The 19,031-nt window shown below is 43.4% G+C and carries 13 protein-coding genes, 14 tRNA genes and 3 rRNA genes; 1 reads left to right on the top strand and 29 read right to left on the bottom strand.

From position 1 onward, the window contains the following. Positions 1 to 186 precede the first annotated feature (186 nt). The 23 genes from tsaD to LG273_RS03055 form a co-directional block, all read right to left on the bottom strand. Entirely contained in the window at positions 187 to 1,197 is a 1,011-nt protein-coding gene (gene tsaD / locus LG273_RS03165) for a tRNA (adenosine(37)-N6)-threonylcarbamoyltransferase complex transferase subunit TsaD (RefSeq protein WP_404457596.1), read from the bottom strand. Further along, the gene (gene rimI, locus LG273_RS03160) at positions 1,194 to 1,643 is read right to left on the bottom strand and encodes a ribosomal protein S18-alanine N-acetyltransferase (RefSeq protein WP_404457593.1); all 450 of its coding nucleotides are present in this window, start codon (positions 1,641 to 1,643) and stop codon (positions 1,194 to 1,196) included. The genes tsaD and rimI overlap by 4 nt, the downstream gene beginning before the upstream one ends. After that, positions 1,636 to 2,343, bottom strand: coding sequence for a tRNA (adenosine(37)-N6)-threonylcarbamoyltransferase complex dimerization subunit type 1 TsaB (gene tsaB / locus LG273_RS03155; RefSeq protein ID WP_404457590.1), 708 nt, complete (start codon positions 2,341 to 2,343; stop codon positions 1,636 to 1,638). Before tsaB ends, rimI begins: the two co-directional genes overlap by 8 nt. A 51-nt stretch (positions 2,344 to 2,394) precedes the next feature. Further along, on the bottom strand, positions 2,395 to 2,844 hold the full coding sequence (gene tsaE, locus LG273_RS03150) for a tRNA (adenosine(37)-N6)-threonylcarbamoyltransferase complex ATPase subunit type 1 TsaE (RefSeq protein ID WP_404457587.1): 450 nt from the start codon (positions 2,842 to 2,844) through the stop codon (positions 2,395 to 2,397). An 8-nt stretch (positions 2,845 to 2,852) separates the two neighbouring features. Beyond that, entirely contained in the window at positions 2,853 to 3,821 is a 969-nt protein-coding gene (thiL, locus tag LG273_RS03145; RefSeq protein ID WP_404457584.1) for a thiamine-phosphate kinase, read from the bottom strand. 190 nt (positions 3,822 to 4,011) lie between these two features. Further along, positions 4,012 to 4,088: transfer RNA gene (locus tag LG273_RS03140), tRNA-Asp, on the bottom strand. Positions 4,089 to 4,105: 17 nt separating this feature from the next. After that, a tRNA-Met gene (locus LG273_RS03135) sits at positions 4,106 to 4,182 on the bottom strand. Between the two features lie 183 nt (positions 4,183 to 4,365). Beyond that, positions 4,366 to 4,481: ribosomal RNA gene (gene rrf / locus LG273_RS03130) — 5S ribosomal RNA — on the bottom strand. A gap of 126 nt (positions 4,482 to 4,607) precedes the next feature. After that, a 23S ribosomal RNA gene (locus tag LG273_RS03125) occupies positions 4,608 to 7,526 on the bottom strand. Between the two features lie 335 nt (positions 7,527 to 7,861). Beyond that, positions 7,862 to 9,425, bottom strand: a 16S ribosomal RNA gene (locus LG273_RS03120). The 16S, 23S and 5S rRNA genes sit together here with 14 tRNA genes alongside, the layout of an rRNA operon. Positions 9,426 to 9,646: 221 nt before the next feature. Then, a tRNA-Ile gene (locus LG273_RS03115) sits at positions 9,647 to 9,720 on the bottom strand. A 15-nt stretch (positions 9,721 to 9,735) separates the two neighbouring features. Beyond that, positions 9,736 to 9,809, bottom strand: a tRNA-Gly gene (locus LG273_RS03110). A gap of 58 nt (positions 9,810 to 9,867) precedes the next feature. Continuing rightward, positions 9,868 to 9,944 (bottom strand) — tRNA-Pro (locus LG273_RS03105). A gap of 6 nt (positions 9,945 to 9,950) precedes the next feature. Beyond that, positions 9,951 to 10,027 (bottom strand) — tRNA-Arg (locus tag LG273_RS03100). A 19-nt stretch (positions 10,028 to 10,046) separates the two neighbouring features. Further along, positions 10,047 to 10,130, bottom strand: a tRNA-Leu gene (locus LG273_RS03095). Between the two features lie 49 nt (positions 10,131 to 10,179). Continuing rightward, positions 10,180 to 10,261: transfer RNA gene (locus tag LG273_RS03090), tRNA-Leu, on the bottom strand. 16 nt (positions 10,262 to 10,277) lie between these two features. Continuing rightward, positions 10,278 to 10,353: transfer RNA gene (locus LG273_RS03085), tRNA-Lys, on the bottom strand. Between the two features lie 255 nt (positions 10,354 to 10,608). Continuing rightward, positions 10,609 to 10,683 (bottom strand) — tRNA-Gln (locus LG273_RS03080). A 5-nt stretch (positions 10,684 to 10,688) separates the two neighbouring features. Continuing rightward, positions 10,689 to 10,765: transfer RNA gene (locus LG273_RS03075), tRNA-Asp, on the bottom strand. Between the two features lie 30 nt (positions 10,766 to 10,795). Then, a tRNA-Glu gene (locus LG273_RS03070) sits at positions 10,796 to 10,867 on the bottom strand. 9 nt (positions 10,868 to 10,876) lie between these two features. Further along, positions 10,877 to 10,967 (bottom strand) — tRNA-Ser (locus tag LG273_RS03065). Between the two features lie 3 nt (positions 10,968 to 10,970). After that, positions 10,971 to 11,045, bottom strand: a tRNA-Asn gene (locus LG273_RS03060). A gap of 193 nt (positions 11,046 to 11,238) precedes the next feature. Continuing rightward, positions 11,239 to 11,697 carry a SprT family protein gene (locus tag LG273_RS03055; protein ID WP_404457581.1) on the bottom strand — a complete coding sequence of 153 codons (459 nt, stop codon included), beginning with the start codon at positions 11,695 to 11,697 and terminating at the stop codon, positions 11,239 to 11,241. 185 nt (positions 11,698 to 11,882) lie between these two features. Here LG273_RS03055 and LG273_RS03050 point away from each other — a divergent pair, with 185 nt between their 5' ends. Beyond that, entirely contained in the window at positions 11,883 to 13,346 is a 1,464-nt protein-coding gene (locus LG273_RS03050) for a catalase (RefSeq protein ID WP_379559769.1), read from the top strand. A gap of 89 nt (positions 13,347 to 13,435) precedes the next feature. Here the strand turns inward: LG273_RS03050 and LG273_RS03045 are convergent, their stop codons facing one another. From LG273_RS03045 to LG273_RS03020, 6 genes are all read right to left on the bottom strand, one after another. Further along, positions 13,436 to 15,601, bottom strand: a complete 2,166-nt coding sequence (locus tag LG273_RS03045) for a Tex family protein (protein WP_404457578.1) — start codon at positions 15,599 to 15,601, stop codon at positions 13,436 to 13,438. A 117-nt stretch (positions 15,602 to 15,718) separates the two neighbouring features. Beyond that, positions 15,719 to 16,333, bottom strand: a complete 615-nt coding sequence (locus LG273_RS03040) for a protein phosphatase 2C domain-containing protein (RefSeq protein WP_379559773.1) — start codon at positions 16,331 to 16,333, stop codon at positions 15,719 to 15,721. Then, on the bottom strand, positions 16,330 to 17,121 hold the full coding sequence (gene sigB / locus LG273_RS03035) for an RNA polymerase sigma factor SigB (protein WP_379559775.1): 792 nt from the start codon (positions 17,119 to 17,121) through the stop codon (positions 16,330 to 16,332). Before sigB ends, LG273_RS03040 begins: the two co-directional genes overlap by 4 nt. After that, positions 17,093 to 17,569, bottom strand: a complete 477-nt coding sequence (gene rsbW, locus LG273_RS03030) for an anti-sigma B factor RsbW (protein ID WP_379559777.1) — start codon at positions 17,567 to 17,569, stop codon at positions 17,093 to 17,095. Before rsbW ends, sigB begins: the two co-directional genes overlap by 29 nt. After that, positions 17,569 to 17,901, bottom strand: a complete 333-nt coding sequence (locus tag LG273_RS03025; protein ID WP_404457574.1) for an STAS domain-containing protein — start codon at positions 17,899 to 17,901, stop codon at positions 17,569 to 17,571. The genes rsbW and LG273_RS03025 overlap by 1 nt, the downstream gene beginning before the upstream one ends. A 109-nt stretch (positions 17,902 to 18,010) precedes the next feature. Beyond that, positions 18,011 to 19,021 carry a PP2C family protein-serine/threonine phosphatase gene (locus LG273_RS03020; RefSeq protein ID WP_404457571.1) on the bottom strand — a complete coding sequence of 337 codons (1,011 nt, stop codon included), beginning with the start codon at positions 19,019 to 19,021 and terminating at the stop codon, positions 18,011 to 18,013. Between the last annotated feature and the right edge of the window lie 10 nt (positions 19,022 to 19,031).

The raw sequence follows: 19,031 nt of genomic DNA, 5'->3' as shown, positions 1-19,031 counted from the left end.
TCATTTTCTTAAGACTTTTTAACATATCCACAGCTTTCAATCTCAAACAAGCCTATAAATAGAGGTTGTTAACAAAGTTATACACAATATCCACAAGCCGTTCTAGAGTTATCCACTATTTTTATCCCCATATAAAACCGTTATACACCGTTTTCTTTGTCAGTTATAAACAAGCCTGTGGATAATCTACTCTAATAGTAACGAAGGATTAGCATTCAAATCCCAGGATGCCCTTTTCCCTTGTTCGTAAGCAATTGTACCAGCCGCTGCTATCATAGCAGCATTATCTGTACAAAGTTTTAAAGGGGGAATAAGGAGCGGGATTTGTGTTTTTGCAAAAGCAGACTCAAGCGCTTGGCGAAGCCCACTATTTGCTGCTACCCCTCCAGCTACAATCACTTGCTTTACCTCGTAAGCCTGTGCAGCACGGACTGTCTTCTTAACAAGTACATCCACAACACTTGCTTGAAAGCTGGCAGCAATATGCTCGTTCTTTAATTCTTCACCACGCTGTTTGGCATTGTGGATTGTATTAATAACAGAGGATTTTAAGCCACTAAAGCTAAAATCATAGCTACCTTCCTCAAGCCATGCTCTCGGAAAATCAATAGTTGCTTCTCCTACTGCTGCAAGCCGATCAATTTGTGGACCACCAGGGTATGGCAAGCTTAACATTCTAGCTACTTTATCATAAGCTTCCCCAGCTGCATCGTCTCTCGTTTCACCAATCACTTCATAACTGCCATGTTCTTTCATTAATACAAGCTCCGTATGGCCACCAGAAACAATTAGTGCTAATAGAGGGAAATCAAACTCTTTTTCCAAACGATTTGCGTATATATGGCCAGCAATGTGATGGACACCGACCAATGGCTTCTGTTTCGCAAAAGCTAAGGCTTTCGCTGTGTTTACGCCAATTAACAAAGCTCCCACAAGTCCTGGACCTTCCGTTACTGCAATTGCATCAATATCTTCCCACGTAAGCTCTGCTTGTGCAAAAGCCTCTTCAAGTACAATGGTCATTTGCTCAACATGATGTCTTGACGCAATCTCTGGCACCACCCCACCAAAGCGCTTATGGCTTTCAATTTGGGATGCTACGACATTGGAAATAATCGTTGTACCATTTTTTACGATAGCTACAGCTGTTTCATCACAGCTTGTTTCAATTCCTAAAATGATCGTATCCTTACTCATAATATATTCACCCACATAACGATGGCATCTTCTTGATTGTCAGTATAATAATTCTTCCTTATTCCACCAGGAACCAATCCAAATTTACGATACAATCTTTGTGCCGGAAAATTTGATTCACGTACTTCAAGGGAAAGGCGTCTCGCTCCATTTAGTTTAACTTGATAGAGCATATATTGAAATAGCTTTTCTCCAAGTTTCTTGCCTCTTAATTCTGGCATGATCGCAATATTGGTAACCTGCGCATCTTCTAGCACTACCCACGTACCTGCATAGCCAGCAATCTTCCCGTTCCATTCTATCACATAATAATGAGCATATTGATTATCAACAATTTCCTGATAAAAAATATCGGTCGTCCATGGTGTAGCAAAGGATGCTTTTTCTACTTCCATGACCTGATCTACGTCCGTAACTTCCATGTTACGTATCGTAATGTCACTCATTGCTCTGTTGATCCTTTTGCTGCTGGATCCACTTTGCCTCGGCTTCAGCAAGACGAAGATAATTCGGAGTCAGAGCATGCGTTGACTCTACCTGTTTTTTGGTACCGGCAACGATTAAATGGCTTGCATCAGCAACATGAAAAGAAAATGCTGGAATAATGGCACGATCACCAAGTTTTTCCTTGATTTTATCCCTGTATAGCTCTATATCCGGGCTCAGGAATAGCACAGGCTTCTCTTCCTCACTGATAGCATCAAGAAAATCTGTCATCAGCATATTTGTTTCCTTATATTTCTCTACTGGTTGTTCCGCTCCCCACTCATAAGCCGCGGAGAATACTAAACCCCGTCGCGCATCAAAAAATGGGCAGATTAAGCCGTTAAAAAACCTACCTTGATATGCCAAGACTTCTAAACTTGAGACCCCTATTACTGGAACTCTTAAAGCCCATGCCATTGATTTCGCAGTCGCAAGACCTATCCGAACACCTGTATAAGATCCAGGCCCTTTTGCAACTACAATCTTATCAAGTTCCTCTGGTTTCATGGAAACCTCATTCATAAGCTGATCAATAGCAGGCATAAGTCGGACGGAATGGTTTTTGGCAAGGTTTGTCTTTATTTCTCCAAGCAGCTGGTTATCCTTGGCGATTGCAACACCTAATACTTGATTAGAAGTATCAATTGCTAGTATATTCATTCACGTTACTCCTCATATTTTCAGTTCCAACAAGTGTTTAAAAAGCGTTTTTTACAGTTCCTCTAGTAAACCTTCAAAATGACTACCGATGGCTGTAAAATTAATGATTCTTTCTTCCTCACCTGCGTATTGGATTTCAATTTCCAATCTTTCTTCAGGTAGAAACTCTTTGATAAACTGTGCCCACTCTACAACACAAATACCGTTACCATTAAAATATTCATCAAAACCTATGTCTTCTTCTGAGTTTTCTAAGCGATACACATCCATATGATATAAAGGCAGTTCACCCTTATATTCTTTAATAATGGTGAAAGTAGGACTACTTACATGCCTCTTCACACCAAGACCCGTAGCAATACCTTTTGTAAACGTTGTTTTACCGGTTCCTAATTCCCCTTCTAGTGTAAGCACATCTCCCGGCTTTAATAATACTGCTAAGCGAGCTGCAAGTTGTTTTGTTTCTTCTTCTGTTGCTACTTTTATTTGGTGTGTTTGCATATATTCACCTACTTTAAATGTGTATAACCTTTTTTATCTAAACGTGCTTTAGTGTCATTTTCAATCACATAGACAGCTGGTTCTTTGTTTGTATTTGTTACAAAACCAATTTTCGTTAGTTGGACACCTGAATCTTTTGCTGCCTTAACGAGTGCGTTCCAGTTTTTTTCAGCTACTGTACCTAATAGCTCAAAGTCTTCCCCGCCAAAATATTTCCATTCATGCTGCATCGTAACGGAAAACTGTCCAAAGTCTTTACTAGTGGGAATCTCCTTATCGTAAAGCGTCAAACAAACGTTAGATGCCTCCGCAATTTCATTTGCCTCATTAGCAATACCATCGCTTACGTCATTTAAGGTTACTCGATCAATATCCGCTAGCTTTAAAGCAAATTCTAAACGAGGCATTGGCATTTGATGTCTCTTTTTAAAAAATGCTACGTTTTTATAAGCACTCTCTCTATCTTCCGTCAACAGATGTAATCCTGCTCTTGCGTCTCCAAGCGTCCCTGTCACAAATACAAGATCATCTGGTTTAGCTGTGTGACGAAAACGCGCCATGTCTTGATCCACATATCCAATCACCGTTACGGAGATAGAAAGTTCAGATCCAGAAACCGTATCACCACCAATAAGATCCATGTGATGATTTCGTGCTAATGCTTTCATTCCATGGAATATTTCTTCAAGTTCATTTAATTTCCATGTTTTAGGTATTACAATGGAAACAAGGTAAAAAACAGGCCTCGCTCCCATTGCAGCAAGATCGCTCAGATTCGCAGCAAGTGCTCGGTAACCTGTTTGATAAGGAGACATGGTCTTTTTACTGAAATGAACTCCCTCAACAAACGTATCAACTGCTGTTACAACATCTTCTTGCGTTCTAAAGACTGCGGCATCATCGCCAATACCTTTTACTAAAGAAGGCTGACTATATCTATCCTGTCTAATTGTATTAATAAAAGAGAATTCATCCAACTGGTATCACCATTTTTCCATCAAATATACAACCTTAATGATAGCAAAAAAAGTGTCAATTGAAAAAGAATAGTTGGTGTTTTCTTTAGAATTTCCCTCTACTTCTCGATGATTCACTTATATATTTTCGTAAACATTAAAAAACACATGATTCTCTTAACGAATTCATGTGTAGAATATTTTATAAGTATGGCGGTCCGGACGGGACTCGAACCCGCGACCTCCTGCGTGACAGGCAGGCATTCTAACCAACTGAACTACCGGACCAATGTATTTAAATAATTTGGTTGCGGGGGCAGGATTTGAACCTACGACCTTTGGGTTATGAGCCCAACGAGCTACCAGACTGCTCCACCCCGCGATATGAGAAAATATTTAATTACTCATGCTCACTATTTACAGTGAACACTTTATTTTGACCCCTGCATCTACTAGTTAATTCTAGGATGTCAAATGCTTCGGGGTTACTCGTAGCAAACTCGGCAGATGTACTGCTCGCTGCTCCACCCCGCGATATGAGAAAATATTTAATTACTATCTTCCGGCCTGGCGGCGTCCTACTCTTGCAGGGGCAAAGCCCCAACTACCATCGGCGCTGGAGAACTTAACTTCTGTGTTCGGCATGGGAACAGGTGTGACCTCTCCGCTATTACTACCAGACCTGAGATATAGGTCAAACTAGGTGATAACGTAACATATTATATGCATTTTCTTTAAAAAATGCAATATTATTTTACTTATACCCTAAAAACTAAATAAGAGAAAACAACGAATCAAGAAAAAAGTTTAGTTAAGTCCTCGATCTATTAGTATCCGTCAGCTCCACGTGTCACCACGCTTCCACCTCGGACCTATCAACCTCATCGTCTCTGAGGGATCTTACTCACTCGAAGTGATGGGAAGTCTCATCTTGAGGGGGGCTTCATGCTTAGATGCTTTCAGCACTTATCCCTGCCACACGTAGCTACCCAGCTATGCTCCTGGCGGAACAACTGGTACACCAGCGGTGTGTCCATCCCGGTCCTCTCGTACTAAGGACAGCTCCTCTCAAACTTCCAACGCCCACGACGGATAGGGACCGAACTGTCTCACGACGTTCTGAACCCAGCTCGCGTACCGCTTTAATGGGCGAACAGCCCAACCCTTGGGACCGACTACAGCCCCAGGATGCGATGAGCCGACATCGAGGTGCCAAACCTCCCCGTCGATGTGAACTCTTGGGGGAGATAAGCCTGTTATCCCCGGGGTAGCTTTTATCCGTTGAGCGATGGCCCTTCCATGCGGAACCACCGGATCACTAAGCCCGACTTTCGTCCCTGCTCGACTTGTAGGTCTCGCAGTCAAGCTCCCTTGTGCCTTTACACTCTGCGAATGATTTCCAACCATTCTGAGGGAACCTTTGGGCGCCTCCGTTACCTTTTGGGAGGCGACCGCCCCAGTCAAACTGCCCGCCTGACACTGTCTCCGAACCGGATTACGGTCCTGGGTTAGAAGGTTCGTACAGCCAGGGTGGTATCCCACGGATGCCTCCACGTAAGCTAGCGCTCACGCTTCGAAGGCTCCCACCTATCCTGTACAAGCTGTACCAACATTCAATATCAGGCTACAGTAAAGCTCCACGGGGTCTTTCCGTCCTGTCGCGGGTAATGCGCATCTTCACGCATAGTATAATTTCACCGGGTCTCTCGTTGAGACAGTGCCCAAGTCGTTGCACCTTTCGTGCGGGTCGGAACTTACCCGACAAGGAATTTCGCTACCTTAGGACCGTTATAGTTACGGCCGCCGTTTACTGGGGCTTCGGTTCTACGCTTCGGCTTGCGCCTAACGCTTCCCCTTAACCTTCCAGCACCGGGCAGGTGTCAGCCCCTATACTTCGCCTTACGGCTTCGCAGAGACCTGTGTTTTTGCTAAACAGTCGCTTGGGCCTATTCACTGCGGCTCCTCCATAAAGGAGCACCCCTTCTCCCGAAGTTACGGGGTCATTTTGCCGAGTTCCTTAACGAGAGTTCTCCCGCTCACCTTAGGATTCTCTCCTCGCCTACCTGTGTCGGTTTGCGGTACGGGCACCTTTGAACTCACTAGAGGCTTTTCTTGGCAGTGTGAAATCTGGAACTTCGGTACTCAATTTCCCTCCCCATCACAGCTTGAACTTAAGTTGGACGGATTTGCCTATCCAACATTCTCACTGCTTGGGCGCACACATCCATCGGTGCGCATTCCATATCCTACTGCGTCCCCCCATTGCTCAAACATTCAAGAGGTGGTACAGGAATATCTACCTGTTGTCCATCGCCTACGCCTTTCGGCCTCGGCTTAGGTCCCGACTAACCCTGAGAGGACGAGCCTTCCTCAGGAAACCTTAGGCATTCGGTGAAAGAGATTCTCACTCTTTTTTCGCTACTCATACCGGCATTCTCACTTCTGTGCGCTCCACCAGTCCTCACGGTCTGACTTCACAGCACACAGAACGCTCTCCTACCATTGTTCGAAGAACAATCCGCAGCTTCGGTGATACGTTTAGCCCCGGTACATTTTCGGCGCAGAGTCACTCGACCAGTGAGCTATTACGCACTCTTTAAATGATGGCTGCTTCTAAGCCAACATCCTGGTTGTCTGGGCAACTCCACATCCTTTTCCACTTAACGTATACTTTGGGACCTTAGCTGGCGGTCTGGGCTGTTTCCCTTTCGACTATGAACCTTATCACCCATAGTCTGACTCCCAAGTCTAAGTATCTGGCATTCGGAGTTTGACTGAATTCGGTAACCCGATGAGGGCCCCTAGTCCAATCAGTGCTCTACCTCCAGTACTCGATGCTTGAGGCTAGCCCTAAAGCTATTTCGGAGAGAACCAGCTATCTCCGTGTTCGATTGGCATTTCACCCCTACCCACACCTCATCCCCGCATTTTTCAACATACGTGGGTTCGGGCCTCCAGTCAGTGTTACCTGACCTTCACCCTGGACATGGGTAGATCACACGGTTTCGGGTCTACGACCGCATACTATATCGCCCTATTCAGACTCGCTTTCGCTGCGGCTCCGTGTCTTCCACTTAACCTTGCATACGATCGTAACTCGCCGGTCCATTCTACAAAAGGTACGCCGTCACCCATTAACGGGCTTCGACTACTTGTAGGCACACGGTTTCAGGTTCTCTTTCACTCCCCTCCCGGGGTGCTTTTCACCTTTCCCTCACGGTACTGGTTCACTATCGGTCACTAGGGAGTATTTAGCCTTGGGAGATGGTCCTCCCGGATTCCGACGGAATTTCTCGTGTTCCGCCGTACTCAGGATACACTCCGGAGGAAACTCCTTTTCGATTACAGGGCTCTTACCTGCTATGGCTGATCGTTCCAGATCGATTCATCTAAAGAGTTTCTTTGTAACTCCGTGTGGAGTGTCCTACAACCCCAGAAAGCAAGCTTTCTGGTTTGGGCTAATTCCGTTTCGCTCGCCGCTACTTGGGAAATCGCATTTGCTTTCTCTTCCTCCGGGTACTGAGATGTTTCAGTTCCCCGGGTCTGCCTTCGTTACCCTATGTATTCAGATAACGATACTGCTCCATTACGAACAGTGGGTTCCCCCATTCGGAAATTCCCGGATCAATGTCTACTTACGACTCCCCGAGACATATCGGTGTTAGTCCCGTCCTTCATCGGCTCCTAGTGCCAAGGCATCCACCGTGCGCCCTTATTCACTTAACTAAGTTACAGTAAATAAGCGTGCTAATTTCTTAGCCTTGCATTACTAATCCAGCTTCAACAACTAGCGATTAGCGTGACTTCCTTCACCTTCGTACGATAAGTCAACATCGATTCCCTAACGGTCCTCGTGTTTCCTTTATCTCCTACGGCTCAGTCCAGTCCGTACATCGCTGAACAGTTGTTTCAGCTTTACATTTGATGTCGTTGTTACTCTTATTTAGTTTTCAAGGTACAAGCGAGAGAATTGCTCCCTCAAAACTGAACCAAACAACCATGTATGTCCTTACCGGAAGGCTCTCGCAAGAGAACCTTCGGCGTTCCGTTTCTATCCTTAGAAAGGAGGTGATCCAGCCGCACCTTCCGATACGGCTACCTTGTTACGACTTCACCCCAATCATTGGTCCCACCTTCGGCGGCTGGCTCCAAAAGGTTACCTCACCGACTTCGGGTGTTACCAACTCTCGTGGTGTGACGGGCGGTGTGTACAAGGCCCGGGAACGTATTCACCGCGGCATGCTGATCCGCGATTACTAGCGATTCCGGCTTCATGCAGGCGAGTTGCAGCCTGCAATCCGAACTGAGAATGGTTTTATGGGATTTGCTTGACCTCGCGGTTTTGCTTCCCTTTGTTCCATCCATTGTAGCACGTGTGTAGCCCAGGTCATAAGGGGCATGATGATTTGACGTCATCCCCACCTTCCTCCGGTTTGTCACCGGCAGTCACCTTAGAGTGCCCAACTAAATGCTGGCAACTAAGATCAAGGGTTGCGCTCGTTGCGGGACTTAACCCAACATCTCACGACACGAGCTGACGACAACCATGCACCACCTGTCACTCTGTCCCCGAAGGGAACTTCCTATCTCTAGGAATAGCAGAGGATGTCAAGACCTGGTAAGGTTCTTCGCGTTGCTTCGAATTAAACCACATGCTCCACCGCTTGTGCGGGCCCCCGTCAATTCTTTTGAGTTTCAGCCTTGCGGCCGTACTCCCCAGGCGGAGTGCTTAATGCGTTAACTTCAGCACTAAGGGGCGGAAACCCCCTAACACCTAGCACTCATCGTTTACGGCGTGGACTACCAGGGTATCTAATCCTGTTCGCTCCCCACGCTTTCGCTCCTCAGCGTCAGTTACAGACCAGAGAGTCGCCTTCGCCACTGGTGTTCCTCCACATCTCTACGCATTTCACCGCTACACGTGGAATTCCACTCTCCTCTTCTGTACTCAAGTCCTCCAGTTTCCAATGACCGTTCGCGGTTGAGCCGCGAGATTTCACATCAGACTTAAAGGACCGCCTGCGAGCGCTTTACGCCCAATAATTCCGGACAACGCTTGCCCCCTACGTATTACCGCGGCTGCTGGCACGTAGTTAGCCGGGGCTTTCTGGTTAGGTACCGTCAAGGCCGGGTCAGTTACTACCCGACTTGTTCTTCCCTAACAACAGAGTTTTACGATCCGAAGACCTTCATCACTCACGCGGCGTTGCTCCGTCAGACTTTCGTCCATTGCGGAAGATTCCCTACTGCTGCCTCCCGTAGGAGTCTGGGCCGTGTCTCAGTCCCAGTGTGGCCGATCACCCTCTCAGGTCGGCTACGCATCGTCGCCTTGGTAAGCCGTTACCTTACCAACTAGCTAATGCGCCGCGGGCCCATCTGTAAGTGGCAGCCGAAGCCGCCTTTCAACTTCTCGTCATGCAACGAAAAGTGTTATCCGGTATTAGCCCCGGTTTCCCGGGGTTATCCCAGTCTTACAGGCAGGTTGCCCACGTGTTACTCACCCGTCCGCCGCTCATTCCACAAGCGTCACCCCCGAAGGGGATCTGCTTGCTTCCTGCGCTCGACTTGCATGTATTAGGCACGCCGCCAGCGTTCGTCCTGAGCCAAGATCAAACTCTCCAAAAAAGTTTGTATCATGTCGACACCAATCAACATGATGCGTCTTAGCTTCACAGAAGCTGACTTCTGCTTTGTATTTCTTCGAAAAACAGCAAACTGTTTTTCCTTGACATACTGGTTGTTTTGTTCAGTTTTCAAAGAGCAATTTACAACGTCGCTTCAAAAAGGCGACTTAATAATAGTATCACATTCAAATCAGCGTGTCAAACACTTTTTTTGTGATGCTATGGGCCTGAGTGGACTCGAACCACCGACCTCACGCTTATCAGGCGTGCGCTCTAACCAGCTGAGCTACAGGCCCATGTAGGTAATGAATTGGAGCGGGTGAAGGGAATCGAACCCTCATCATCAGCTTGGAAGGCTGAGGTTTTACCACTAAACTACACCCGCATATAAAGATAAAACTTATATCATAATTTCTCTTATTCTGCTGTCATTTCAACTTCGATGGTCGGGAAGACAGGATTTGAACCTGCGACCCCATGGTCCCAAACCATGTGCTCTACCAAGCTGAGCTACTTCCCGTTATAATGGCGCGCCCGAGAGGAGTCGAACCCCTAACCTCTTGATCCGTAGTCAAACGCTCTATCCAATTGAGCTACGGGCGCATGTTTTATTATTTAAAAGTGCGGCCGAGAGGACTTGAACCTCCACGGGTTATTCACCCACTAGGCCCTCAACCTAGCGCGTCTGCCATTCCGCCACGACCGCATAGATCTTAAACACTTCTTTATAATAACTAAGAAACCAAATGGTTTAATGCGGGTGAAGGGACTTGAACCCCCACGTCCGAAGACACTAGATCCTAAATCTAGCGCGTCTGCCAATTCCGCCACACCCGCATAATATATTTATAAATGGTGAGCCATGAAGGATTCGAACCTTCGACCCTCTGATTAAAAGTCAGATGCTCTACCAACTGAGCTAATGGCTCGTGTTAAAAAGGCATAACCTGCTATAACAAGATAATTAATCAAGTGGACCCCTGCTTCTAAAAGCTTATTCACGGATGCTTAATGCATCGAGGTTACTCGTAGTTTATTCGGTAGAAGTATTGCTCGTTGCTCTACCAACTGAGCTAATGGCTCGTGCTTCATATTTCAATAAAAAGCGAATAAAAAAATACTATTGCTTAAATAGTACGTTTTACAATACTACTTATTATAAGTTCTTTCTCAGAAAAGATAAATGGCTGGGCCACCAGGATTCGAACCTGGGGTACACGGGATCAAAACCCGATGCCTTACCGCTTGGCTATGGCCCAACATCTGGCGGTCCGGACGGGGCTCGAACCCGCGACCTCCTGCGTGACAGGCAGGCATTCTAACCAACTGAACTACCGGACCCAACCTTAATTCTCTTTACTTTAAAAAAGATGACCCGTACGGGATTCGAACCCGTGTTACCGCCGTGAAAGGGCGGTGTCTTAACCGCTTGACCAACGGGCCATTTTACAATGGCGGAGAAGGAGGGATTTGAACCCTCGCGCCGCTTACACGACCTACACCCTTAGCAGGGGCGCCTCTTCAGCCACTTGAGTACTTCTCCGTTTGGCTCCACAGGTAGGATTCGAACCTACGACCGATCGGTTAACAGCCGATAGCTCTACCACTGAGCTACTGTGGAATAAAAGTTAATGTGTTTTTTGCAACGATTAATATCATACAACATTTCAAAAACAATGTCAACACTTTTTTATTTTATTTTTTGTGTGTCGCTATGTGATTCATTAGCTTATTTAATTTACCATGATTGACAACTTTCGTCAATAACATATGTAAACTTTTTTTAAAATTACTTAACCCACAAACTTTTCACCTTATTTCTCCTTTTGAAGTTGTAACGAGCCTCTACATTTTCCACAACGATATTTCTTTACATTAACCCTTCTTCTTCTCTCATATACATGGCCGCAAGTTTTACAAACATACTGATATTGACGCACCACTTTTTGAGATGGTAATGGATTACAAAATCTAGGGGAGTTGGTCTCCTTTAGTAGGTTTTTGAAATCCTGATCACCATGTTTATATCCCTTCCCATCTATATGAAGGAAATAGTGACAGAGTTCATGTTTAATAATACCTTTAAACTCTTCCATACCCGCTTCAAGATATTTAGGATTAATTTCTATTACTCTTTTGGCAGGAAGGTATCGCCCACCAGTTGTTCTAAGTCTATTATTAAAACAGACGCTATGTAAAAACTTTCTTTTAAAATACTTTTTCGATAACTCTTCTACTATATTATATAGTTCTTTTTCATTCATCATTTTCATTTCCTTTACCTTATTCTCTATTGGCTATCTCTCTATTTTAACATAATGGAGTAATTTAAATAAGTTTCGCCACGCATTTTCAACCTGCTAATTAAAATAATTTTAATTAAACATTGATTTTTAATTGCAATGCATTATAATTAATTGTAGAAAGTCTAATTTAAATTTTAGAGAGGGGAATAACATTGACTGATAACAATAAACACATTACAACTGCCGCCGGCGCTCCAGTTGGCGATAACCAGAATTCCATTACAGCTGGCCACAATGGCCCTACGTTACTGCAGGATTTTCATTTACTAGAAAAGCTTGCACACTTTAATAGAGAGCGTATCCCAGAGCGTGTAGTTCATGCAAAGGGCGCTGGAGCACATGGTTATTTCGAAGTTACAAATGATGAAATTTCAAACTATACAAAAGCCGATTTCCTAAGTGAAGCTGGAAAACGTACAGATATGTTCATTCGCTTTTCTACTGTTGCAGGTGAGCTTGGTTCAGCTGATACTGTCCGTGATCCTCGCGGTTTCGCAGTTAAATTTTACACAGAGGAAGGAAACTATGATCTTGTAGGAAATAACACACCTATTTTCTTCATCCGTGATGCGATCAAATTTCCTGACTTTATTCATACGCAAAAACGTCATCCACAAACACACTTAAAAGATCCGAATATGGTGTGGGACTTCTGGTCATTATCACCAGAATCTCTACATCAAATTACGTACTTACACGGTGACAGAGGTCTTCCTGCTACACTTCGTCATATGAACGGTTATGGTAGCCATACATTTAAATGGGTGAATGCCCAGGGCGAAGTATTCTGGGTGAAATACCACTTCATTAGTGAGCAAGGTGTAAAAGGGTTAGACGTTGAGCTTGCAGATAAACTTGCTGGAGAAAACCCTGATTACCATACAGAGGATCTGTTTAATGCAATTAAAAATGAAGATTTCCCTGCATGGAAGCTTTATGTACAGATTATGCCTGAAGAAGATGCGAAAGATTACAAATGGGATCCATTCGATGTAACAAAAGTTTGGTCGAAGAAAGACTATCCTCGTATTGAAGTTGGACGCATGGTGTTAAACCGTAACCCTGAAAACTACTTTGCAGAAGTAGAACAAGCAGCATTCTCTCCAGGTCAATTTGTACCAGGAATTGAAGCTTCACCAGATAAAATGCTTCAAGGTCGTTTATTTGGATATTCTGATGCACATCGTTACCGTCTTGGTGGCAACCATCACCAAATTCCAATTAACCGTCCGAAAAATGAAGTAAACAACTATCAACGGGATGGTTTCATGGCTGTAAATGGTAATGGTGGAAGCAAACCAAATTATGAGCCCAATAGCCAAAACGGTCCTGCTGAAGACATCACAGCGAAAAACACTCCATTCGAAGTAAGTGGACAAGCTGATAGTGTAGCTTATGACAGCGAAGATCATTACACACAAGCAGGCGATCTATACCGCCTCATGAGCGCCGACGAGAAAGATCGATTGATCAAAGCATTCGTCGGACACATGGAGCCTGTAGAAAAAGAAGAAATTAAACTTCGTCAAATAGAGCATTTCTACAAAGCAGATCCTGAGTGGGGAGAAAGAATTGCCCAAGGCCTAGGATTAGCTGTTCCAGAAAGCGTACGTTAATTCTTTCTAAATAAGTATCAGTTCCTACTTTTTCATTACCACACTACACAAAAAATGCCGGATAACTCTTAAAGAGCTATCCGGCATTTTTATGCTTCTATCATGGTTAAGGCAATACGCCCCTTATCACTATCTACTTGCTCCACCCATACGGTTACAACATCACCTACAGAAGCAATATCCATTGGATGTTTGACGAACTTGTTTGCCATTTTAGAAATATGGACCAAGCCATCCTGTTTCACGCCAATATCTACAAACACACCAAAATCAACAACATTACGGACGGTGCCTTGCAATTCCATACCTGGCTTCAAATCTTCTAATGAAAGCACATTTTTCTTTAATAATGGCTGTGGAAAGTCATCCCGTGGATCCCGCTCTGGTTTACTTAGGGCATTCATAATATCCATTAGCGTCGGCTTTCCAATTCCTAGTTGTTCAGCAATGGCAGATTGGTCTATATTAGCTAGCTTAGTACGAAGCTGCTCTGTCCCAATGTCATCCATTGTGCTGTTTAACAGTTTAAGCAATTCTTCTACTTGCTGATAGCTTTCGGGGTGAATTGGTGTACGATCTAACGGATGATCACCATCCACAATACGTAAGAAGCCTATCCCCTGTTCATACGTTTTCGCACCAAGGCGAGGAATTTTCTTAAGTTGTTTACGGTTGGCAAATTTCCCTTGCTCATTACGCTGCTTCACAATATTATTAGCAACAGTTTTACTAAGACCAGCTACATACTGTAAAAGGGAAGCAGAAGCGGTATTCACATTTACCCCTACCTGGTTTACCGCAGTCTCCACGACAAAAGATAAAGACTCATTCAATGCCTTTTGACTCACGTCGTGCTGATACTGTCCCACACCGATGGATTTAGGATCAATTTTGACCAACTCAGCCAATGGATCCTGTACACGTCTTGCAATAGAAGCAGCGCTCCTTTCTTCAACTTGTAAGTCTGGAAACTCTTCTCTTGCAAGTTCTGAGGCAGAATAAACACTGGCACCTGCTTCATTAACAATAATATACGGGATATTAAGCTGATTATCCGTAATGACATCTGCTACAAATTGTTCAGTTTCTCTTGAAGCTGTCCCATTCCCAATCGCAATTAATTCTATCGGGTACTTTCTCATAAAGGACATCATGATTTTTTCCGCACCTTTAATATCATTTTTAGGTGCAGTAGGATACATAACCCCAACTTCATGCACTTTACCCGTTTCATCTACAATCGCTAGCTTACAACCCGTACGAAAAGCCGGGTCAACTCCTAGCACTGTTTTTCCCTTTAAAGGTGGTTGAAGAAGAAGATTTTTCAGGTTCTTAGAAAAAACATCAATAGCCTGATTCTCCGCTTTTTCCGTTAAGGCATTGCGAATTTCCCTTTCAACCGATGGCTGAATAAGCCGCTTGTAACTATCCTCAATAGCCCGATCAAGTATTTCTTTGACTTCACCTGTGGTGGATTTGCGAATGATCTGGCCTTGCAAGTATTGTGTAATCGACTCAACTGGAGTTTCAATCGCTACCTTCAAAATGCCTTCCTTCTCCCCACGGTTTAAAGCAAGTATACGATGGGAAACCATTGACCTTACCGCTTCATGATACTCATAATACATTTGGAAAACCTGTTTTTCATCAAGTTCGGCATTTTTCACGTTCGCTTGTACAGAGCCACGCTTAAAGGTTTCCTCACGAATATGGTCGCGATATTCTGGGTCATCAGATATCCATTCTGCCAAGATGTCATTTACACCTGCTAGCACGTCCTCCGTCGTATGTAGTTCATTTTCTTCAGACAAATAATGAATAGCATCCTTCGTTGCATTCAGATTCTCTTGCTGCCAAATAGCAACAGCTAAGGGCTCTAGCCCCTTTTCCTTCGCTATCGTAGCCTTTGTTCTTCTTTTTTGTTTATATGGGCGGTAAAGATCCTCTACCCGCTGTAATTGTGTTGCTTTTACGATTTCGGTACGGAGCTCTTCTGTTAGCTTGCCCTGTTCTTCAATAATACGCAGAACTTCCTCTTTACGGTCCGATAGATTTACAGCATACGTCCATTTATCTTGTACGGTCTTAATTTGTACCTCGTCTAATCCGCCTGTCATTTCTTTACGATACCTGGCAATAAACGGGACAGTATTACCTTCATCCAAAAGGGCAATTACTTTATTTACAATTGTTGTGTTTACTTCTGATTCCTTTGAGACCCACTGAATAAGGTCTTGATTATATCCTTCAGCCATTCTGATTCCTCCCTTACACCTTATATAGTTTACCAAAATAGCGAGGGTTTTCATAATAAACCCTTAACAAGCCTTCCATAAACATTCGCATCCAACAAAAAAAGAAAGACAGTTACTTTACTCGCCTGCCTTCCTTTTATCTGCATCGTATCGAATTGCTATTAATGTTGTATCATCTTCCCGATCAGGTTCACTTATATATTCGAATGTCTTTGTAATAGTCGTGACATCCTGGTTCGTTAAGTACTTTTTAGAGAGTTCTTTATCGCTCACACCATCTGAAAACATTACGAAATTCATCTTTTCATCCAATGTATCCTGTACAACTTTAAACGGTCTGTGATAACCAGCTAGATAGCCCGCATTCGGTATATTACGTTTCCGTTTTTTATCCTCCGTAATTGTCATGATACATATGTTGCCAATGGAAGAAAAAGAATATGTTGAGGACATAAAATCAATTTTCAGCACCCCGAGCACAACACCGCGTTTTCCCTGGAGCTGTTCGTTACACTTCTTAATTAAGTTTTCAATATTAGTGGAGCTGTTCTCTCGAATAATATCTATTACAATTTGTGATGATTCCTTTGCGAATTCACCACTCCCCAAGCCATCTGCAATCGCACAAACAAACTCTTTTTCCGTTTCCTTATAAAAGTAACTATCACCACAATGATATTTCCCTTTTTTCGCTTTCTGGAACACGGAGACATCTACCATATTCGTGCTCAATCGAAAACCTCCGTGCTTTCAGCCTGTATTGCTTCCCTTAATTTTCGTAGAGAGCGTCGCTGAAGGCGGGATACATGCATTTGGGAGATACCCAATAATTCGCCAGTTTCTTTTTGGCTCATATTGTCAAAGTAGGTACACTGTAATATCTGCTGTTCTCTTTCAGATAGGATCGGTAATATTTTCTCTAGTAGCATTTTTTGGTCAATATTATTGTAACCACTCTCTTCATTCCCCACTAAATCGAGAATTGCTACCGTACTACCATCAGAATCCGCTTCGATTTTACGGTCCACTGACAATGCTTTATAGCTTTTTCCCATCTCCATAGTCTCAAGGATATCTTCCTCAGAAACCTCAAGATAGTCAGCTATTTCCCTCACAGTAGGGGATTTTTGGTTGTTGGTAGTTAGGTCATCCACTGCTTTTTTAATTTTCGGTCCTAGTTCCTTAATTCTACGTGGAACGTGGACACTCCATGTTTTATCACGTATAAATCGCTTAATTTCCCCAATAATCGTCGGGATAGCAAAAGACTCAAATGATTTACCAAAAGTAGGGTCGTACCTTCTAACAGCAGCTAGCAATCCAATCATACCTACTTGTACTAAGTCTTCGTGAATCGTGCTGTTTTTTGAGTACTTTCTTGCAATAGACTCCACAAGATCTGTATAGGTTAACACAATCTTCTCCTGAACCGCTTCATCTTTTGGTTCCTTTTGCAAATATTCTATCCATTGGTAAACCTCATCTCTTCCGCTATTGTGTGGTTGAGATTTGGTCGTCATCTAAGTCCACCTCTGTTTCGTTTAAATACTTTGTCATCAAAATGATAACACCATAGTTGTTGTTAATTTGAACTTTGTCCATTAACGTGTTTATCAGAAACAGACCGAAACCACCCTCACGTAAATTCTCTACGGACTCGGTATTTTTGTATGGTCCAATGCCGTCCTTAATTTCATTTAGGTTAAAGCTTCCTCCATGATCTGCAACCATTACTTCCAAGCGGTTTCCGTACACCGCAAATCCTACCGTAACCTCCCCTTCATCATTCTCATGATAGGCATGTGTTACTGCATTTGTAATTGCTTCAGATATTGCCACCTTTAGGTCCTCGATATCTTCATAAGAAAACCCCATACGGTTCGCTATACCAGAGATACTTAAGCGAATTACGCCCACATATTCCGGTTTGGCAGGCACTTTCATCTCTATAAAGTCAAATTTCTCCATTATTCCGTCACACCCCGAATTGTTGAATTTAAATCCATAATTTCATCTAAACCTGTAATTTTGAACAGGCGCAACACGCGATCTTGTATGTTAACGAGTTTCATCTCACTGTCATTTTCTTTGGTTGATTTTAATGCACTAATAAAAACACCTAAGCCTGTACTATCCATATAATTTACATTTCCAAGGTCGACTTCTACTGTACTTCCCTTATGTTGGGTTAGAGGGAGAAGCGACTCTTTTAGATTCGGTGCTGTATATGCATCAATTTCTCCTGAAAGATTTACAACTGATTTATCATTTCCTTCTACTACATCGATAACTAAATTCATAAGCGCCTCCTAGAAATTGGCCTGGTTATGTATAGGTGTTTTACCTATTAAGGTAACACCCAAGCCTTAATTGATTACATTACACTTTGTTTACCCTATTTCTAGAAAGTTAAACTTCTCTTTTTAAAATTAATAAGGTGAAATCATCTCTCAGTTCAAAATCTTGAAGTTTCTCAAAGTGTTTGTATACCCATGTCACCATTTCCTGTGCAGGTAAATGTGAATATTGTTTGATGACATCTAGAATCTCTTCGGTTTCAATAAATCTTTCGCCATCTCTACACTCCGTAACCCCGTCTGTTAAGAGGATCACCATGTCACCTAGGTTGATTTTTAGTTCATACTGATTGTAATCTGTTGCCGGCGACACTCCTAGCACAAGCCCTTTTGCCTCAATCTCCGTAAAGGAGTCGTTAGAAGCATTATAATAAAAGCCTGGCTCGTGGCCAGCAGATGAATAATGTAAAATGTTTTCCGTTGGAAGGTATTGTGCGTAAAACATGGTAATAAACATGCTTGGATCGACATTTCTCTCAACTACTCGATTAAGGTTCTTTAAAATGGCTTTGGGTGTCATAGACTCTTCTGGATAACTGTCCATCGCGTACTTAATCATTGACATACAAAGCGCTGCTGGAATACCTTTTCCAATAACGTCCGCCACCGCAATCCCCAATGAACCATCTTTACCTTTAACAAAATGGTGGTAATCTCCATTCATCTGGTGTGCAGGCACGCTAATAACACCAATATCTAATCCTTCAATAGTTGGTTTGGTTGTACCTAGTAATGTTTTTTGCATACTTGCGGCTACTGATATTTCAGACTTGAGCTCATTTTGCTTTTCTCGCAATGTTTGATACTCCTGATGGGCCATCCCATAAGCAATCATAGCCTCAAGCAGGAAATCCATTGAATGCTGGAAATCTTCAAGCATATTAGGATAAAGCTCTGCCAATGCCTGAATATGAAGGTTCACAATTTCTTCAGGGAGAATATTACTTTTAATAAAGGCTTTACTTACCTGTTCTACACCATAAAGGGATTGTTCATCCTGTGTTTCAATATAGTGTTTCATTAAGTCTTTGTAATTAGCAGCGTCAATCTTTATCTTGTCCATTCTATCCCCC

Origin of the sequence: Oceanobacillus kapialis (assembly GCF_044790185.1) — a bacterium.
Taxonomy (GTDB): domain Bacteria; phylum Bacillota; class Bacilli; order Bacillales; family Amphibacillaceae; genus Oceanobacillus_B; species Oceanobacillus_B kapialis.
Note: the sequence above shows the minus strand (reverse complement) of the source record. Positions and strands in the feature narration are given on the sequence as shown.